Origin of the sequence: Stenotrophomonas sp. B2, from assembly GCF_014947095.1 — a bacterium.
Taxonomy (GTDB): Bacteria; Pseudomonadota; Gammaproteobacteria; order Xanthomonadales; family Xanthomonadaceae; genus Stenotrophomonas; species Stenotrophomonas maltophilia_P.
The window spans coordinates 192,676-208,265 of the sequence record NZ_JADCQA010000009.1 but is presented as its reverse complement, the minus strand read 5'-3'; the positions used below and the strand labels follow the sequence as shown (position 1 = coordinate 208,265).

At 67.3% G+C, this 15,590-nt stretch carries 12 protein-coding genes; 4 read left to right on the top strand and 8 right to left on the bottom strand.

Annotation, left to right across the window (positions count from 1 at the left end; genetic code table 11):
* From IMX13_RS12870 to IMX13_RS12860, 3 genes are all read right to left on the bottom strand, one after another.
* On the bottom strand, nucleotides 1–475 hold a 475-nt coding region (locus IMX13_RS12870; protein WP_264464680.1), incomplete at its 3' end, for a contractile injection system protein, VgrG/Pvc8 family.
* Nucleotides 476–708: 233 nt separating this feature from the next.
* Nucleotides 709–1,143 carry an SseB family protein gene (locus tag IMX13_RS12865; RefSeq protein ID WP_005411035.1) on the bottom strand — a complete coding sequence of 145 codons (435 nt, stop codon included), beginning with the start codon at nucleotides 1,141–1,143 and terminating at the stop codon, nucleotides 709–711.
* 106 nt (nucleotides 1,144–1,249) lie between these two features.
* The gene (locus IMX13_RS12860; protein ID WP_193396479.1) at nucleotides 1,250–2,293 is read right to left on the bottom strand and encodes a S41 family peptidase; all 1,044 of its coding nucleotides are present in this window, start codon (nucleotides 2,291–2,293) and stop codon (nucleotides 1,250–1,252) included.
* A 448-nt stretch (nucleotides 2,294–2,741) separates the two neighbouring features.
* On the opposite strand from IMX13_RS12860, the gene IMX13_RS12855 reads away from it, so the two are divergent.
* Entirely contained in the window at nucleotides 2,742–3,179 is a 438-nt protein-coding gene (locus IMX13_RS12855) for a hypothetical protein (RefSeq protein ID WP_065181752.1), read from the top strand.
* 48 nt (nucleotides 3,180–3,227) lie between these two features.
* Here the strand turns inward: IMX13_RS12855 and IMX13_RS12850 are convergent, their stop codons facing one another.
* Genes IMX13_RS12850 through IMX13_RS12830 form a run of 5 tightly spaced genes read right to left on the bottom strand, consistent with a single transcriptional unit; the run spans nucleotide 3,228 to nucleotide 8,872 of the window.
* The gene (locus IMX13_RS12850; protein WP_193396478.1) at nucleotides 3,228–4,295 is read right to left on the bottom strand and encodes a heparan-alpha-glucosaminide N-acetyltransferase domain-containing protein; all 1,068 of its coding nucleotides are present in this window, start codon (nucleotides 4,293–4,295) and stop codon (nucleotides 3,228–3,230) included.
* Nucleotides 4,295–5,443: an N-acetylglucosamine-6-phosphate deacetylase gene (nagA, locus tag IMX13_RS12845; protein WP_180877155.1), complete on the bottom strand. Its 1,149-nt coding sequence runs from the start codon at nucleotides 5,441–5,443 to the stop codon at nucleotides 4,295–4,297. The genes IMX13_RS12850 and nagA overlap by 1 nt, the downstream gene beginning before the upstream one ends.
* Nucleotides 5,443–6,471, bottom strand: a complete 1,029-nt coding sequence (locus IMX13_RS12840) for an SIS domain-containing protein (RefSeq protein ID WP_193396477.1) — start codon at nucleotides 6,469–6,471, stop codon at nucleotides 5,443–5,445. Before IMX13_RS12840 ends, nagA begins: the two co-directional genes overlap by 1 nt.
* A 7-nt stretch (nucleotides 6,472–6,478) precedes the next feature.
* The gene (locus IMX13_RS12835) at nucleotides 6,479–7,546 is read right to left on the bottom strand and encodes a LacI family DNA-binding transcriptional regulator (RefSeq protein ID WP_049466708.1); all 1,068 of its coding nucleotides are present in this window, start codon (nucleotides 7,544–7,546) and stop codon (nucleotides 6,479–6,481) included.
* Nucleotides 7,547–7,585: 39 nt separating this feature from the next.
* On the bottom strand, nucleotides 7,586–8,872 hold the full coding sequence (locus IMX13_RS12830) for a sugar MFS transporter (RefSeq protein WP_053519282.1): 1,287 nt from the start codon (nucleotides 8,870–8,872) through the stop codon (nucleotides 7,586–7,588).
* A gap of 375 nt (nucleotides 8,873–9,247) precedes the next feature.
* Here IMX13_RS12830 and IMX13_RS12825 point away from each other — a divergent pair, with 375 nt between their 5' ends.
* The 3 genes from IMX13_RS12825 (at nucleotide 9,248) to IMX13_RS12815 (ending at nucleotide 15,537) form a co-directional block, all read left to right on the top strand.
* Entirely contained in the window at nucleotides 9,248–10,264 is a 1,017-nt protein-coding gene (locus IMX13_RS12825; protein WP_053519284.1) for a glucokinase family protein, read from the top strand.
* Between the two features lie 143 nt (nucleotides 10,265–10,407).
* The gene (locus IMX13_RS12820) at nucleotides 10,408–13,068 is read left to right on the top strand and encodes a TonB-dependent receptor (protein ID WP_193396476.1); all 2,661 of its coding nucleotides are present in this window, start codon (nucleotides 10,408–10,410) and stop codon (nucleotides 13,066–13,068) included.
* Between the two features lie 111 nt (nucleotides 13,069–13,179).
* Nucleotides 13,180–15,537 carry a family 20 glycosylhydrolase gene (locus IMX13_RS12815; RefSeq protein WP_193396475.1) on the top strand — a complete coding sequence of 786 codons (2,358 nt, stop codon included), beginning with the start codon at nucleotides 13,180–13,182 and terminating at the stop codon, nucleotides 15,535–15,537.
* Nucleotides 15,538–15,590 lie beyond the last annotated feature (53 nt).

The window sequence follows — 15,590 nt, the reverse complement described above, 5'->3', positions numbered from 1 at the left end:
CGGCCAGCGACCAGCGCCAGGCCGGGGCCAGACCACCGTAGTCGGCGAAGATGTCCTCGACGATCTCCACGACCGTCCTGTCGTGGAACACATAGCTGTCCACCCGCTGCGACAGGAACGCCAGCCAAGGCTGCAGGCGCAGCCGGTAGCGCGCCAGCCCGCCATTGCTGCCCAGCCGCTCGGCGGCGGTGATGCGTCCATGCAACGGCCGCAGGCTGCCGTCGGCCTGCTGCATCTGCAGCAGCGCGCCCTGCCCGATCAGCGGGCCCAGCGACAGGCCCGCATCCAGCGACAGCGCCGTGATCGTCCACTGGAAACCGATGCCGTCGATCTGTTCGACGCCATCCAGCGTTTCGGCCACCAGCACGTCAGTGCCGCAGGGGGTGTGCAACCTGAGAAAGCGATCGTCGCTTCGCGGCGCTGCAAGCGCCGCGAGCAACGTCGCATGACGGAGGTGATGCGGAAGTCCTTCCATGAGCAACGCGCGTCCGGCTTGAAACGGGCCAGACTGTTCGGCTGCAGGGCACAGAAGAAAGAGTCAAAGACGACAACGCAGACATGCCAGCGCGGAAACTCACGCACAGCACTGCCAATTCTCTGTCGATGAAAACCTCAAAGTGATCGTCGAATCACTTCTCAGCGGCAAACCCGGTCCTTATGCGACACCACATGTGAGCGCATCCGGATCTACCACCGGCATCGGTGTGGTCAGTGCGCCATGCCCCGCGTGATCGCAGCAGCGCGCTGCTTCAACTGCGCCACGGCATCGGGAATCATCTCCATGCCCACGTCCAGGCCGGGGTTCAGCACCAGGCCGACACCGTCGCCGATTCCGGCCAGCAGCGCATGCACCGCGATCGGCATGGCATGCGCGAACTGCGGCAGCTGTTCGTGCCACAGGCCGGCACGCTCGGGGGCGGTGAACACCGCGAACATCGGCTCGCCACTCTCGCTGGTCAGCACCAGGGGCGAGATGCTCTCATCCCATGCGCCGTCTTCGCCGATGGCCTTGTCCAGCAGCACGAACGCCGTCGAGGTCAGCAGCCCATCGAGGAACTGCGACGCGGTCAGCGTGCCATCCTGGGCCTGCAGCAGGCGCACCTCGAGGTCGTTGAGGGGTTCGAACGGGGTGTCGTGGTCCATGGTCGCTTCCGCTACGTGATTGCAGGAGAGACTTTAACAGGCCGAGCCCTCGAGCGATGAACCGGTGTCAGCGGACCCTTCCGCGGCTCGCTTTCCTGCGTGCAGATCAACGCCCCGAGCAGGCGGGCTGGGCCAGCAGCCAGTCCTGCGCGGCCTGCAGACCGGACGCTCCGGGGGCGGTGGGCTGATCCGGCTGCAGCTGGCGACCGTCACCCTGCCCCTGGCGGTCGGTCATGATATTGACGGTCAGCAGCAGCATGCTGCCATCCACCAGGGGCACGGGTTGATTGCCGGTGGAATAGCCTGCACTGGGCTGGCCGAAACTGCGGCTGCCGGGCTGGCCGCGGAAGGCCAGCGCCACGGCCTCGCCCGAACTGGCAGTACGGGGGCCGAACACCACCGCAACCGGTGCGGAACCGCCGCGCAGCACATAGGCCGCCTCGCGCGAGCGAAGCCGCGAATTCGCGCCATCCAGGACCTCTCCGTCGCGCTGTCGCCATGGCCGTTGCCCTTCGGCGCTGCGGAAGCCGCCGAGCACGGCCCCTTCCTTATCCGGGGTACCCTGCAACAACGGCAGCAGTCCCAGCAGCATGGGCCACATGTTGCCGCCGCCATTGCCGGACAGATCCACCACCCAGCCGCACCGCGTGCCGTCATCCAGGGCCACGATGCGGTGCTGCAGCGCCAGCGCGTAGGTTCTGCGAGCGTCATACCGTGCCTGCTCGCCCGCCTGAGGATCGTCCAGGAATGGGCTCACCTGCAGTACACCGACGCGCGCATCGGCCTGCCACGGCATTGGCGATGCCGCATCCTGGCCGGCCTTCAAGCGTTGCGCACGCCCGGAACGCTGGCGTTGCAGGCTGGGCGGAATCCAGCGGCCATGGCCGCCCGTGCTGCGGGTAGCGGCGTCATCCAGCAACCGGCGCCGGTCGGCATCGTCGGTTGCGGCGGCCAGCGTCGCACGTACACCGGCCCAATCGACACGGTCGCGATACAGCGCGCGTGCCTCCAGCAGCTGCAGCATCTGCACCTGCGCCTCCGGTGAGGGCAGTTCAACCGCGGATGCCGAGGCCGTTGCGGCCATCGTCTGCGCAGCCCAAAGCACGACCACCGTCGCACCCGCGCGCCGCACTCCGTTGCAGATCTGCATACGACGTTCCTTGCCGTTGAGTCAGGCGCCCAGCATAGCGGGTTGATGATCGGCACGGCCATCGCGCAGGTTGTCGTATCTGACCTGGCTGGCAGCGCAGGCATTGCGCGATGCCGACACGGCGCTCCGGTCACGCGACAGATGGGCGATACGGACACACACATTGCAACTTTGCCCATGTCATCGCGCTGTGGACCGCGCGACGGTGGCATCTGCCAGCGCCCCAGTGCTGGCCGGGATTGGCGTCCCGAATGAAGCTTTTCAACGGCGGGCCTGCGACAACATCGCGGGCCCGAATAGTGCACCCTCCGTCGTTCTGCGGCGGGCGGTGCGTGGGGATCTCCGGATCCGCCGGCTTTTTCTCCGTTGAAAAGCTTCACCGGCACGCCAACCCGCACCGCCCGCCACCCTGCACCCCGCAGGTGGCCTTGCCTGTGAGGTTGCCACCATGACCCTGCCCCATCCCACCCATCCCCGCCTGCACGCGCTGCTGGGTGATGCCCTGCCTGGGCTGCGGCTGCCCGCCGCTGCCGCCGACATCCTGGAAGATGCGCTGGCCGCAGCCCACGAGAACGTGCCGCAGCCTGCATTCTTCGCCCGGTTACGCAGCATCGCGCGCGGCGACGGTGCCAACGGCCAACCTTGGCCCGAAACGCGGATCACGGAAGCGAGGGCGCGTGACCTGGCCGGCGCTACGCGCTGCCTGGCCGCAGTGTCTTCCTGCGCAGGACTGCTGCTGGCCGCGCAGGCAGCGCGGGAGATGGACGATGCCCGAGCGCACTGCCCGCCGCAGGTGGAAGAAGGGCTGCTGCACGCGGTACAGGTGCTGGCCGATCACGCGGGGGCGCTGGTGGAGCCCGCAGCGGCAGTCCCCGGCCAGCAATGAGCCGAGCTGGCCCTGCTCCACCGCAGGTGCGTCCATACCCCGGCGCTGTCAGATCTTGAGATAGATCCTGCGCCGGTCCAGCCACCACGCGACGCCCCACCACAGGGTGACGAAGGCCAGGGCCTGCAGCATCGACGCCAGCTCCAGCGCACCCGGCATCGCCGCCGCCAGCTGCTGCCAGACCCAGCCCCAGGCGCCGGTTGCCAACAATGCCACCGACATCACCGAGGCCCCCAGGTACGCGGTGATCGCGTTGACGCCGAAACGACGGCCCCACGCGGGCCAGCCCTTCTGGTCGATCAGCACATGCGCCAGCCACAGGGCCAGCGCCGCAAGACCTCCGGTCCACAGCACGTAGCTGGGCGTCCACAGCTGCTTGTTCAACGGCAGCACAATGGCAAGCAGCAGGCCCAGCACTGCCGTTGCGGCGCCCAATCCTGCCAGCGCCACAGCGCGACCTCTGCGCAGCAGTGCGCCGGCCAGCAGGCCCAGGGTGGTGCTGGCCAGCGCGCCCAGCGTGCTCAGCAGCCCTTCCGGGTCATGCCCAAGCCCGGTATCGGCGTGCCACTGGTAGATCCACGGGGCGAACAGCGCGGTATCCAGACGGCTGGCCGGATTGGTCCATGGCGCCAGATCACCGAGGCCGAGCAGCAGCACGGTATAGCCCACCAGCAGCCCGACAAGCACCCCGGCCTGCACGTGCAGCCGCGCATACACCGCCAGCAGGCCAACCAGCGCCGCACACACCGCGATGCGTTGCAGCACGCCCCAGATGCGGAAGTGATGCGTATCCAGCGCCCACCAGATCAGCAGATGCAACAACGCCCCGGCTACCAGGATGCGCAACGCGCGCTCCAGCACGCCACGCGCCAGTGTGGGTCGCTTCGAAGCATCGAGCGCGCGCGGTGCCACGCTGAAGGCCATCGACACGCCCACCAGAAACAGGAAGAACGGGAACACCAGATCGGTGGGCGTGCAGCCATGCCAGTCCGAATGACGCAGCGGTGCGAACACCGCACTCCAGTCGCCCGGGTTGTTGACCAGCAGCATCGCCGCCACGGTGATGCCGCGCAGGGCGTCGATCGAGCCCAGGCGCGCTGACGGCGCAGCACTCATCAGGCGGCCTCGTACTGTCCGGCAATCCAGGTGCCCCGCACCTGCAGGGCATCGTCCAGCAGCACCAGGTCGGCCTGGTAACCCTCGGCGATGTGGCCCAGCCGGTCGTCCACATTGAGGAACTGCGCCGGATAGGTCGAGGCCATGCGCGCCGCTTCGGCAAGCGGCTGGCCGAGCAGGTGCACGGTGTTGCGCACGGCCGTGGCCATGTCCAGTGCCGAGCCGGCCAGCGCGCCAGCTGCGTTGCGCACCACCCCATCGACGGCAGTGATGGTCTCGCCATACAGCACATAGCTGGGATCATCGGCGCCGACCGGCGGCATCGCATCGGTCACCAGCAGCAGGCGGCCGCGTGGCTTGGCCGCCAGCGCTACCCGCAGGCTGGCCGGATGCACGTGCACGCCGTCGACGATGATGCCGATCCAGCTGTCGCGATCTTCCAGCGCGGCACCCACCGCGCCCGGCTCCCGGCCCTGCAGCGGCGACATCGCGTTGTACAGATGGGTGAAGCCGCGCACGCCGGCATCCAGGCCGGCGCGGATCTCTTCGTACGTTCCAGCGGTATGTCCAGCCGCGACGATCACCCCGCGCTCCACCAGTGCGCGGATCGACTCCAGCGGTACCCGTTCCGGCGCAAGGGTGAGCAGGGTCACGCCATTGTCCAGCGAGGCGGCCAGCGCGATCTCCTCCGCATCGGGCACGCGGAACTTGCTGGCGTCGTGGGTCCCCTTCCGTGCCGGGGCGATGTACGGCCCTTCCAGATGGATGCCGATGACACCGGGTACGCCTTGAGCGATGGCTTCGCGCAAGGCGGCGATCGCCTCGCGCATCACCGCCACGTCATCACTGATCAGCGTCGGCAGCATCGCGGTGGTGCCGAAACGGCGGTGCGCCTGCGCGATGGTGCGCAGGGCCGCCACGTCCGGCGTGTTGTTGAACAGCGCGCCGCCACCGCCATTGACCTGCACGTCGATGAAACCCGGCAGCAGCCAGCCGCCGCCGAGATCGACCTGCTCGGCCGCCTGGCCCACCTGCGGCGCGGCATCGGGGAGCAGCGCGCTGATCTTCCCGTCCTCGATGAGCACTGCCAGGTCATCGCGGAAATCATCCCCGACCAGGATGCGGGCATTGCGCAGCACGGTTGCCATCACACGGTCTCCGTGACCTTGTTCAGATGCGGCGGCAGGTCCGGGTTGAACCCGCGGCGCAGCGCCAGCGCATTGATCGCACGGTAGAAACTCTGCACGGTGAGCAGCGGAGCGCACAACGGATGCGGCGCGGCAGCCACCGGCAGGTTGCCTGCGGCGCCGGCCATCCATACCTGCGCACCACGCGCTGAGAACTCCTCCACCACGGCACGTGTGCCCGCGCCGGTCTCATCGGGCTGGGCGAAAGCCAGCACCGGGAAGCCGCGACCGACCAGCGCCATCGGGCCATGCTTGACCTCGGCCGAGCTGTAGGCCTCGGCATGCAGACTGCAGGTTTCCTTGAACTTCAGCGCCACTTCCTGCGCCGCGCCAAGCCCAAGCCCACGCCCGAGCACGAACAGGTTGGTGGCGTCCACCAGGCCATCGGCCAGCGCCGTCCAATCGCACTGCCATGCCTCGCGCAACGCATCCGGCAGCAGCTCCAGCGCAGCGCGCAGGCCGCTGTCCTGCTTCCAGTACGTGGCCAGCTGCAGCAGTGCCGCAAGCGACGCCAGGTAGCTCTTGGTCGCGGCCACACTCTTCTCCGGGCCCGCATGCAGCGGAATCACCGTATCGGCCAGCTGCGCCAACGGCGAATCCTCGACATTGACCAGTGCGACCACGCGCGCGCCGGCGGCCTTGGCCGCTTCGGCATTGCGCAGCAGATCCGGACTCTTGCCCGACTGCGAGATGACGATGAACAGTGCACCGCGCAGCTGCAGCGGCGCGGCATACACCGAGCCCACCGACGGCGAGGCGGAGGCGACCACCAGGCCCAGCTGGGTTTCCAGCAGGTACTTGCCGTAGGTGGCGGCATGATCGGAGCTGCCGCGCGCGCAGGTGACCACGAACGGGGGTGGCGCGGCGCGCAGGCTGGCAGCCAGCGTCTCCATCGTGGCGTGGTTGCGCGAGAACTGGCGGGCGACGACGTCGGCCGCTTCAGCGGCTTCGGCGAACATCAGGGTGGAGGTGGGGTCGGACAGCGACATGGCGGGCTCAGGCAGGATCGGAAGGGAGTGGGCGGGCGCCGGCGGGACGCATCGGCGCAGTCGACCCGCGCACTACCAGCTGCGGCACGAAGCCCTGGTTGTGCAGCGGTGCAGGCGCGTCGTCATAGGCATCGCTGCGCAGCTGCGCGATCAGCAGGCGCGCGGCGTGGCGTGCGATGTCCTCGGTGGCCTGCTTGGCGGTGGTCAACGGCGGCCAGGACTGGCGCGAGAACGGGCTGTCCTCGAAGCCGGCAATGGACAGGTCGTAGGGCACGTTCATCCCCGCCGATTTGGCAGCGGCCAGCACGCCCGCAGCGATTTCATCGTTGGAACCGAAGATGGCGGTGGGCGGTTCGCGCAGCGCCAGCAGGCGGCGCGCGCCCCGGAAACCGTCGTCGAAGGTGTAGTCGCCCTGCACCACAAGATGCTTGTCCACGGTCATGCCGTAGTCCTTCAGCGCCGCTTCGTAGCCGGCATAGCGTTCGCCGGAAGAGCGGTGCGAGCTGCCACCCCACAGGAAGCCGATGCGCTGATGGCCCAGCTGGATCAGATGCTCGGTGATCTCGTAGGCCGCTTCGCGGTCGTCGACGAACACGCAGGCTCCGTCCGCCGGGTCCTCGGTCGCCGCGATGATGCGCACCAGCTTGATGCCGCGTGCGGTCAGCGCCTGCACCAGATCTCGGCGCTCGGACATCGGTGCGGTCAGCACCAGGCCGGCCAGGCGCGAGCGCTGTACCCAGTCGGCCAGTTCATCGGCCAACAGGGGCGAGCTCGAGTCGCAGGGGTGGATCTGCAGGCCGAAGCCGGTCTCCCGGCACGCGGCCAGCACGCCGTTCTGCACGCCGATGATGTGGTACGGGTTGGGGTTGTCGTAGACCAGCCCGATCACGAAAGTGGTCCCGCTGCGCAGGTTGCGCGCGGACGGATCGGGCTCGTAGTCGAGCTCGGCGATCGCCCGCAGCACCCGCGCACGGGTGGCCTGCATCACGGAGGGCTCGTTGTTGATCACCCGCGAGACGGTCTTCAGAGAGACCTTGGCCTTCTCCGCGACGTCCTTGATGGTCGCTCTGCGCATGGGTTTTCCCTGGGGTTGGCTGCCGTCCATCATCGCCTATCAGCGCTCCTGCGGCAGGCCGGCGCGGTGGCCGATGACCGAGTAGAACAGGATGTACAGGTAGCACGGCACCATCAGCAGCACGAACACCAGCTGGAAATCGATGTGCTGCTTGAGCACGGCGAACAACTGCGGAATGATCGCGCCACCGGCGATACCCATCACCAGCAGCGCCGAGCCCGTCTCGGTGAAACGGCCCAGGCCACGGATCGCCAGCGGGAAGATGGCCGGCCACATCATTGCGTTGGCAAAGCCCAGCAGGGCCACGAAGGCCACCGAAACGTAGCCGTGGGTGGCCCAAGCACCGAGGCAGAACACCACGCCCAGTACCGCCGAAACGGTCAGGTAGCGCGACTGCGAAACCACCCGGGGAATCAGCAGCAGGCCCACCACGTAGCCAGCCAGCATCGCCGCCAGGGTCAACGAGGTGAACATCTTGGTCTGGTCCAGCGGCAGGTCGAAGCCGTGGCCATAGGTACCGATGGCATCACCGGCCATCACTTCCACGCCGACATACACGAACAGGCAGAGCACGCCCAGCCACAGGTGCGGGAACTGGAAGATGCTGCTGCGCTCGGCCGCGCCGGCGGCCGTCGGGGTGGCGTTGGCCTCGGAGGACTTGATCTCCGGCAGCGGCGAGAACAGTACGGCGACGGCCAGCAGCACCAGCAGGCCGGCCATCGCCAGGTACGGTGCATGGATCTTGGCGGCGAACTCATTGAGCAGGGCCACCTTGGTGACCGCGTCGGCCGCCTGCACCTGCTTGTCCAGGTCACCGATGCCATGCAGCACCAGGGTGCCGATCAGCACCGGCGCCAGCATGCCGGCGATCTTGTTGCAGATGCCCATCAGCGCGATGCGACGCGCTGCGGTCTCGATCGGGCCGAGGATGGAGATGTAGGGATTGATCGCCGTCTGCAGCAGGGCCAGGCCGCTGCCGATCACGAACAGCCCGCCCAGCGCGCCGGGGTACCAGCGCTGCGTCGCGAACTCACCGAAGAGTGCCGCGCCGCCGGCCATCACCAGCAGGCTCAGGCTGAGGCCCTTCTTCATGCCGGTGCGGCGCAGGATCCACGACGACGGCAGGGCCAGGAAGAAATAGGACAGGTAGAACACCATCAGCACCAGGAAGGCGCCGACCTCGCTGAGCTCGAAGGCCAGCTTGACGAAGGTGATCAGCGGGCCGTTGAGCCAGGTGAAGAAACCGATCAGGAAGAACAGGACGCCGACGATGGCGATGGAGGTGGCCACGTTCGGGCGCGCGCTTGCAGCGGGGACGGCGGACATCAGGAGGGCTCCTGCGGCGACGGTCGCAGAACGCGGCGTCGGAGAGTGGCTGGGAACAACGTTGTCACATTCTTTCGATGGACAACGGCGGTTTGTCAACTTCCCTGCGCGGGGCAGCGCAGGCCATGCTGCATCGCGCAACCGCCGCGTGCGGTCGCGTGCTGAATGCGCTGGAGCCGTTGAGCCCCGTGCAGCAAGGGCTCCGGCGTGAAGGCGCTGTTCACGCCATGGAAACGTTTACCGCACGCCCCATTCGTTGCGCCGCAGCAACGAAAGTGTCACGAACTCGTTGACATCGTTGTCAGCGGGGTTACAGACTCCGCCCAACAGCCGGCCTCACCCTCGGATCCGGCCCCCTCTTCAGCAGGAGCCCGCGTGACCGCCAGCCATCCCGCCCCGGCCCATGTCCTGTCCCGCGTCGCGCCCTCGTTCCTGGCCGCCGACGTCGGCGGCACCCATGTGCGTGTCGCCCGGGTCCAGGCCAGCGGCGATGCCGCCCATCCGGTGCAGGTGCTGGAGTACCGCAAGTATCGCAATGCCGACCACGCCGGCCTGAGTGCGATCCTGTCCGACTTCCTGGGCGACGGCCCGCGCCCGGCGCATTGCGTGGTGGCCACGGCCGGTTATGCGCGCGAAGACGGGACGGTCATCACTGCCAACGTGCCCTGGCCGCTGTCCGCGCGGCAGATCGAGGCCGACGTCGGCGTACAGCAGGTCCACATCGTCAACGACTTCGAAGCGGTGGCCTATGCCGCGGCACAGGTCGACGCCAGCGGCGTCCTGCACCTGTGTGGGCCGGAAAGCGCCCCGCGCGGACCGACCCTGGTGGTCGGTCCGGGTACGGGCCTGGGTGCGGCACTGTGGATCCCGACCGCCCATGGCCCGGTCGTGCTGGCTACCGAAGCCGGGCAACCGACGCTGGCCGCCAGCACCGAACTGGAAATGGCCATCGTCCGCCACATGCAGCGCGAGCGCGCTCACGTGTCGATCGAGCACGCAATCTCCGGCCCCGGCCTGATGAACCTGTACCGCGCGGTGTGCGCCCTGCAGGGACAGCAGCCCACCCTGGCCAGTCCGGACGCGGTCACCGCCGCGGCGATGGCCGGCACTGATGCGCACGCACGCAAGGCGCTGGATGTGTTCTGCGGCCTGCTCGGCAGCACCATCGGCGACATGGCCCTGTTCTACGGCGCCCATGGGGGCGTCTATCTGGCCGGCGGCATCCTGCCGCAGATCCGCGAGTACCTGCGCACCAGCACCTTCGTCGAGCGCTACCTGCAGAAGGGGCCGATGGGCGAAGCACTGGCACGCATCCCGGTGAAGGTGGTCGAGCACGGCCAGCTGGGCGTGGTCGGTGCTGCCAGCTGGTACCTGCAGCAATCCGCCGCCTGACACCGCAACAGGCTTCAACGCAATCGCAGCACGCAGTACGTGGCACGCCAATGCACGGGACATCGCCGCCGCCCCGCGCACGTCAACGCAACCGCAACCGAACACCGCCGCCGGCACCCAATCGAGTGATGAGGAGAGACATCATGAACACCCGCAAGACCCTGCTTTCGGCCGCCATCGTCAGCTGCCTCGCTTTCAGCGCACATGCCCAGCAGGCTGCGCCGACCGCAACCGACCTGGACACCGTGACCGTCACCGGCATCCGAGGCTCGATGGAGAAGTCGCTGGATACCAAGCGCGAAGCCAACGCGCGCGTGGAAGTGGTGACCGCCGAAGACGTCGGCAAGCTGCCGGCGCACAATGTGGCCGACACCCTGCAGCGCCTGCCCGGCGTCAACATCAGTTCGTCCAGCGCCGACGAAGGCGGCTTCGATGAAGCCGACCGCGTCAGCCTGCGTGGCACCAGCCCGAGCCTGACCCAGACCCTGATCAACGGCCACACGGTCGGCTCGGCCGACTGGTTCGTGCTCAGCCAGGGCAACAACGTCGGCCGCAGCGTCAGCTACTCGCTGCTGCCCTCCGAGCTGGTGAGCTCGGTGGAAGTGAACAAGTCCTCGCAGGCCAAGCTGCAGGATGGCGGCACCACCGGTACCGTCAACATCATCACCCGCAAGCCGCTGGAGTTCGCCAAGCCCTTCAGTGCGGAAGCCTCGGTAGGTGCGGTCCGTTCGGACCAGGCCAAGTCGACCGACCCGCAGTACTCGGCGCTGTTCAACTACAAGAATGACGCCAACAACTTCGGCGTGATGCTGCAGGCCTTCTACCAGAAGCGCGAGCTCCGCCGCGAGGCGCAGGAAATCCCGGGCGGTTTCACCCGGATCGGCGCCGATGATCCGGTGGCCCTCACCAATCCGGACCTGATCGGCGTGGCCGTCCCCGGCCTGCTGGGTTCGACCCTGTTCGAACAGACCCGCGAACGCAAGGGCGGGCTGGTGACCATCCAGTTCAAGCCGACCGATACGCTGAACCTGTCGCTGAGCGGCTTCTCCTCCAAGCTGGAAGCCAACAACTACAACCGCAATTTCATGCTGTGGGGCGGCAACTTCGCCAAGTCGCAGGCGCCGAACCCGGGCTACACCGTGACCGACGGCGTGCTGAGCAATGCCACCTACGCGGGCGTCCCGGGCACCAACTACGGTGTCTACGACATGATCTACCGTCAAGCCACGGCCAAGACCAACTACGTCACGTTCGACGCCGACTGGCAGATCAACGACACCCTGGACATGAAGTTCCAGGCCGGTACCACCAAGGGCACCGGTGAAACCCCGCGCCAGTTCATTGCTGAAGTCACGCTCGGCCAGGGCGGCGGTGCCAGCTGGGCAACGCACGGCGCCGGTTCGCCGGTGGACTGGAACATCGGCGGCGACATCAGCCCCAGCGGCGTCACCAGTTTCGGCACGTGGGGCAACCAGCTGGTCCGCGCCGAAGACAAGGAAGACTGGGCCACGCTGGACTTCAGCCAGTATTTCGGCACCGGCGTGCTGAACTCCGTGGACTTCGGCGTGCGCTTCGCCGACCACGAACGCGAAGCGCTCTCGCCGGAAGGTGCGACCCCGGGTGACATCTGGTCCGCACTGCAGGGCAGCGCCACCGCCAACTATCCCAGCGGCTTCGCCGGTGATGTCGGCGGCACCTTCCCGCGCAACATCTGGTACTACACGCCGGATGCACTGAAGAACGCGATCATCAACAACTCCACCTGGCTGGCCGGCAACGATGGCCCCACCGGCCGCCACAACTACGGTGCCGAGTGGAAGGTGAAGGAGAAGAACTTCGCCGGCTACGTGCAGGCCAACTTCAGCGGCGACTGGTGGAGCGGCAACGTCGGCCTGCGCTACGTCAACATCAAGCAGGACATCGACACCTACAACGCGGTCAGCAATGCCGCCGATGCCGATGTGAGCAGCCTGTTCGGCATGTGGGAGCGCACCGCCTTCCAGAACAAGCGCAACCGCGTCCTGCCCAGCGCCAACATCAAGTTCGACCTGGACGACAAGCTGGTGCTGCGCGTGGCCGCGTCGCAGACCCAGACCCTGCCGGATTATTCGGCCCTGGGCGCTTCGTCGTGGGGTTCGGACCTGAACAAGACCGGCGGCGGTGGCAACCCGAACCTGAAGCCGACCCTGTCCACCAACTTCGACGCCAACCTGGAGTGGTACTTCATGCCGCGCGGCCTGCTGTCGGTCGGTGCGTACCACATGGACATGAAGGACTACATCGCCTTCGACGTAGTCTCGCGCCAGCTGTACAGCGAACTGACCAACCAGCTCGAGACCTACCAGATCTCCACCCCGATCAATGCCGACGGCAAGGTCACCGGCGTGGAAGTGGCCTATGAGCAGCCGATCGGCGAGTACTTCGGCATCAACGCCAACTACACCTACGCCAACGGCACCACGGCCCACACCTGGTCCGACGGTTCGCACAACCTGCTGGGTACCTCGAAGAACACCTACAACGTGGGGGCCTACTTCGAGAACGAGCGTTTCGGGGCACGCGTCAGCTACACGCACCGCTCGTCGTTCCTGATCAGCCTGTCGGGCACCAACCCTTACTACCAGGATGATTTCGGCACGTTGTCGGCCTCGTTGAGCTACAAGGCCACCGACTGGCTGAGCATCAGCCTGGATGCGCTGAACCTCAACAACCCGACCTACAAGTACTACCAGACCGCGGCCATTCCGACGTCGTTCTACAGCAACGGCCGCCAGTACTACCTCAACTTCCGCTTCAAGTACTGATCCATCGGCCGCGTCATCGCCGAGTCGTGCACGCACGCCGGGCCTGGGTCATTCCGGGCCCGGCGTTTTTCATGTATAGCGTTCATCGCACCGTTCCAAGGAGTCGTTCCGATGGTCAAGCCCTTCCACGCCAGGATGCACGGCGCGCTGCTGCTGGGCAGCCTGTTTGCCCTGCTGCCGGCCCTGCCGGCCTTCGCCGCCGATCCGGTGCCCGCCGCTGAAGCTCCTGGCCCGCAGCTGCGCGCCGACAGCCTGATGCTGATTCCTGCCCCCGCCAGCGTGCAGCCCGGCCAGGGCAGTGGCATCACTGTGTCCGCCATGACCGCGCTGCACGCTGACGGCGAGGCCGCACAGCGGGTCGCCACCCAGTTCGCCGACCTGCTGGCGCGCAGCGGCGGCCCGCGCCTGGCGCTGGCTACCGGCAAGGCTGCGGCCAAGGCCGGCGGCATCCGCTTCCAGATCATTCCCACCTTCCGCGACAGCGGCGAGAGCTACACGCTGGACAGCACCGCGCAGGGCGTGCTGGTGCAGGCCGGCAACGAGACGGGCCTGTTCTACGGCGCCACCACGCTGGCCCAGCTGGCCACCGGCGGCAGCCAGGGCGCGCTGCCGGCCGTGCAGATCCAGGATGCGCCGCGTTTCCCCTGGCGGGGCTTCATGCTCGACTCGGCACGGCATTTCCAGAGCCTGGACGAGATCAAGCGCGTGCTTGATGCGATGTCCGCGCACAAGCTCAACACCTTCCATTGGCACCTGACCGATGACCAGGGCTGGCGCATGGAGATCAAGCGCTACCCGAAGCTGACCGAGGTCGGCAGCTGCCGCCTGCCGGCCGGCGATGGCGGCATCGATCCGGTGACCAGACAGGAGTACCCGTATTGCGGTTTCTACACGCAGGAGCAGATCCGTGAAGTGATTGCCTATGCAGCCAAGCTGCACATCCAGGTGATTCCGGAAATCGACGTGCCGGGCCATGCCACGGCCGCGATCGCCGCCTATCCGGAGCTGGGCTCGATCAGCACGCCGCTGAAGCCGATCAGCGAATGGGGCGTGTTCCCCAACCTCTTCAACGTGGAAGACAGCACCGTGACCTTCCTCGAGAACGTGCTGGAGGAGGTGATCGCACTGTTCCCGGCGAAGTACGTGCACGTGGGTGGCGACGAGGCCGTAAAGGACCAGTGGGAGGCGTCCGCGCAGATTCAGCAGCGCATGCGCGAGCTGGGCATCAAGGATGAGATGGCCATGCAGAGCCACATCATCAAGCGCCTGGAGACATTCCTGGAGGAACACGACCGGCGCCTGATCGGCTGGGACGAAATTCTCGAGGGCGGGCTGCCCCCCCAGGCTACGGTGATGTCCTGGCGCGGTACCGAAGGCGGTCTGGCCGCTGCCAGCGCCGGCCATGACGTGATCATGTCGCCGGTCGGCTACCTGTACCTGGACTACCTGCAGACCGCCTCGCCCAATGAACCGCCGGGCCGCCCCACGCAGGTCAACCTCGGCAAGCTCTACAACTTCGAGCCGGTGCCGGACGAACTGCCCGCCGACAAGCGCGGACACATCCTCGGCCTGCAGGCGAACATGTTCACCGAGCACACCCGCAGCTATGCGCGGCTGCAGCACAACCTGTTCCCACGCCTGGCGGCGGTGGCCGAGACCGGCTGGAGCCCGCCCGGGAAGCGTGACTTCCGCGACTTCCTGGCACGCCTGCCGTCACAGCTGCAGCGCTACCGCGCATGGGGACTCGCCTATGCACAGACGCCGTTCGAAGTGGGCGTGGCGTACCACGATGATCGCGCCGCAGGCACGGTGACGGTGTCGCTGGCCAACCCGCTGGGCTACGAGGTGCGCTACAGCACCGATGGCCAGCCGGTGACCGCGCAGTCGCCGCTGTACCAGCAGCCGCTGACCGCGAAGGTGCCCGCCACGGTACAGGCCGCAGCGTTCTACCAGGGCCGGATGCTGGCCGCAGAGCCCACCGTAGCCGCGTTCACTCCGCAATCGCTGCTCGCCCGCCGCAGCGACGAACTGCTCAGCTGCGTTGGCAACAAGGGCCTGGTATTGCGCCTGGAAGACGATGGCCCGCGCGAGGGCGCACGCGCGGTCTTCAACGTGGACATCTTCCAGCCCTGCTGGCGCTGGCCACAGGCGCAGCTGGACGGCATCGGCAGCGTGGAGGTGCGCGCCGGTCGCATCCCCTACTACTTCCAGCTGGCGCATGACGAGCCGAACCGTCGCTTCGAGAAGGCCAGGCGTGCGCACGGCGAGATGCTGATCCGCCGGGGCAGCTGCACGGGCAAGGTGCTGGCCGAAGTCCCGCTGCCGGCCACGCCCGATGCCGATGGCTTCGTAAGCCTGCGTGCGACGCTGCCGAAGGGCACGCATGGCACCGACGACCTGTGCATCAACTTCACCGGTGATACCCGCCCGGCGATGTGGGTGCTGGACGAAGTGACGCTGCAGAAGTAACCGGAAGGCTGTGGAGCCGGGCCATGCCCGGTTCCACTTCAACCAGGGAAGGC

What these genes read in the sequence shown, in the direction of transcription:
- IMX13_RS12865 (WP_005411035.1), bottom strand. Translation starts at nt 1,143, where the DNA reads ATGGACCACGACACCCCGTTCGAACCCCTCAACGACCTCGAGGTGCGC.
- IMX13_RS12860 (WP_193396479.1), bottom strand. Translation starts at nt 2,293, where the DNA reads ATGCAGATCTGCAACGGAGTGCGGCGCGCGGGTGCGACGGTGGTCGTG.
- IMX13_RS12855 (WP_065181752.1), top strand. Translation starts at nt 2,742, where the DNA reads ATGACCCTGCCCCATCCCACCCATCCCCGCCTGCACGCGCTGCTGGGT.
- IMX13_RS12850 (WP_193396478.1), bottom strand. Translation starts at nt 4,295, where the DNA reads ATGAGTGCTGCGCCGTCAGCGCGCCTGGGCTCGATCGACGCCCTGCGC.
- nagA (WP_180877155.1), bottom strand. Translation starts at nt 5,443, where the DNA reads ATGGCAACCGTGCTGCGCAATGCCCGCATCCTGGTCGGGGATGATTTC.
- IMX13_RS12840 (WP_193396477.1), bottom strand. Translation starts at nt 6,471, where the DNA reads ATGTCGCTGTCCGACCCCACCTCCACCCTGATGTTCGCCGAAGCCGCT.
- IMX13_RS12835 (WP_049466708.1), bottom strand. Translation starts at nt 7,546, where the DNA reads ATGCGCAGAGCGACCATCAAGGACGTCGCGGAGAAGGCCAAGGTCTCT.
- IMX13_RS12830 (WP_053519282.1), bottom strand. Translation starts at nt 8,872, where the DNA reads ATGTCCGCCGTCCCCGCTGCAAGCGCGCGCCCGAACGTGGCCACCTCC.
- IMX13_RS12820 (WP_193396476.1), top strand. Translation starts at nt 10,408, where the DNA reads ATGAACACCCGCAAGACCCTGCTTTCGGCCGCCATCGTCAGCTGCCTC.
- IMX13_RS12815 (WP_193396475.1), top strand. Translation starts at nt 13,180, where the DNA reads ATGGTCAAGCCCTTCCACGCCAGGATGCACGGCGCGCTGCTGCTGGGC.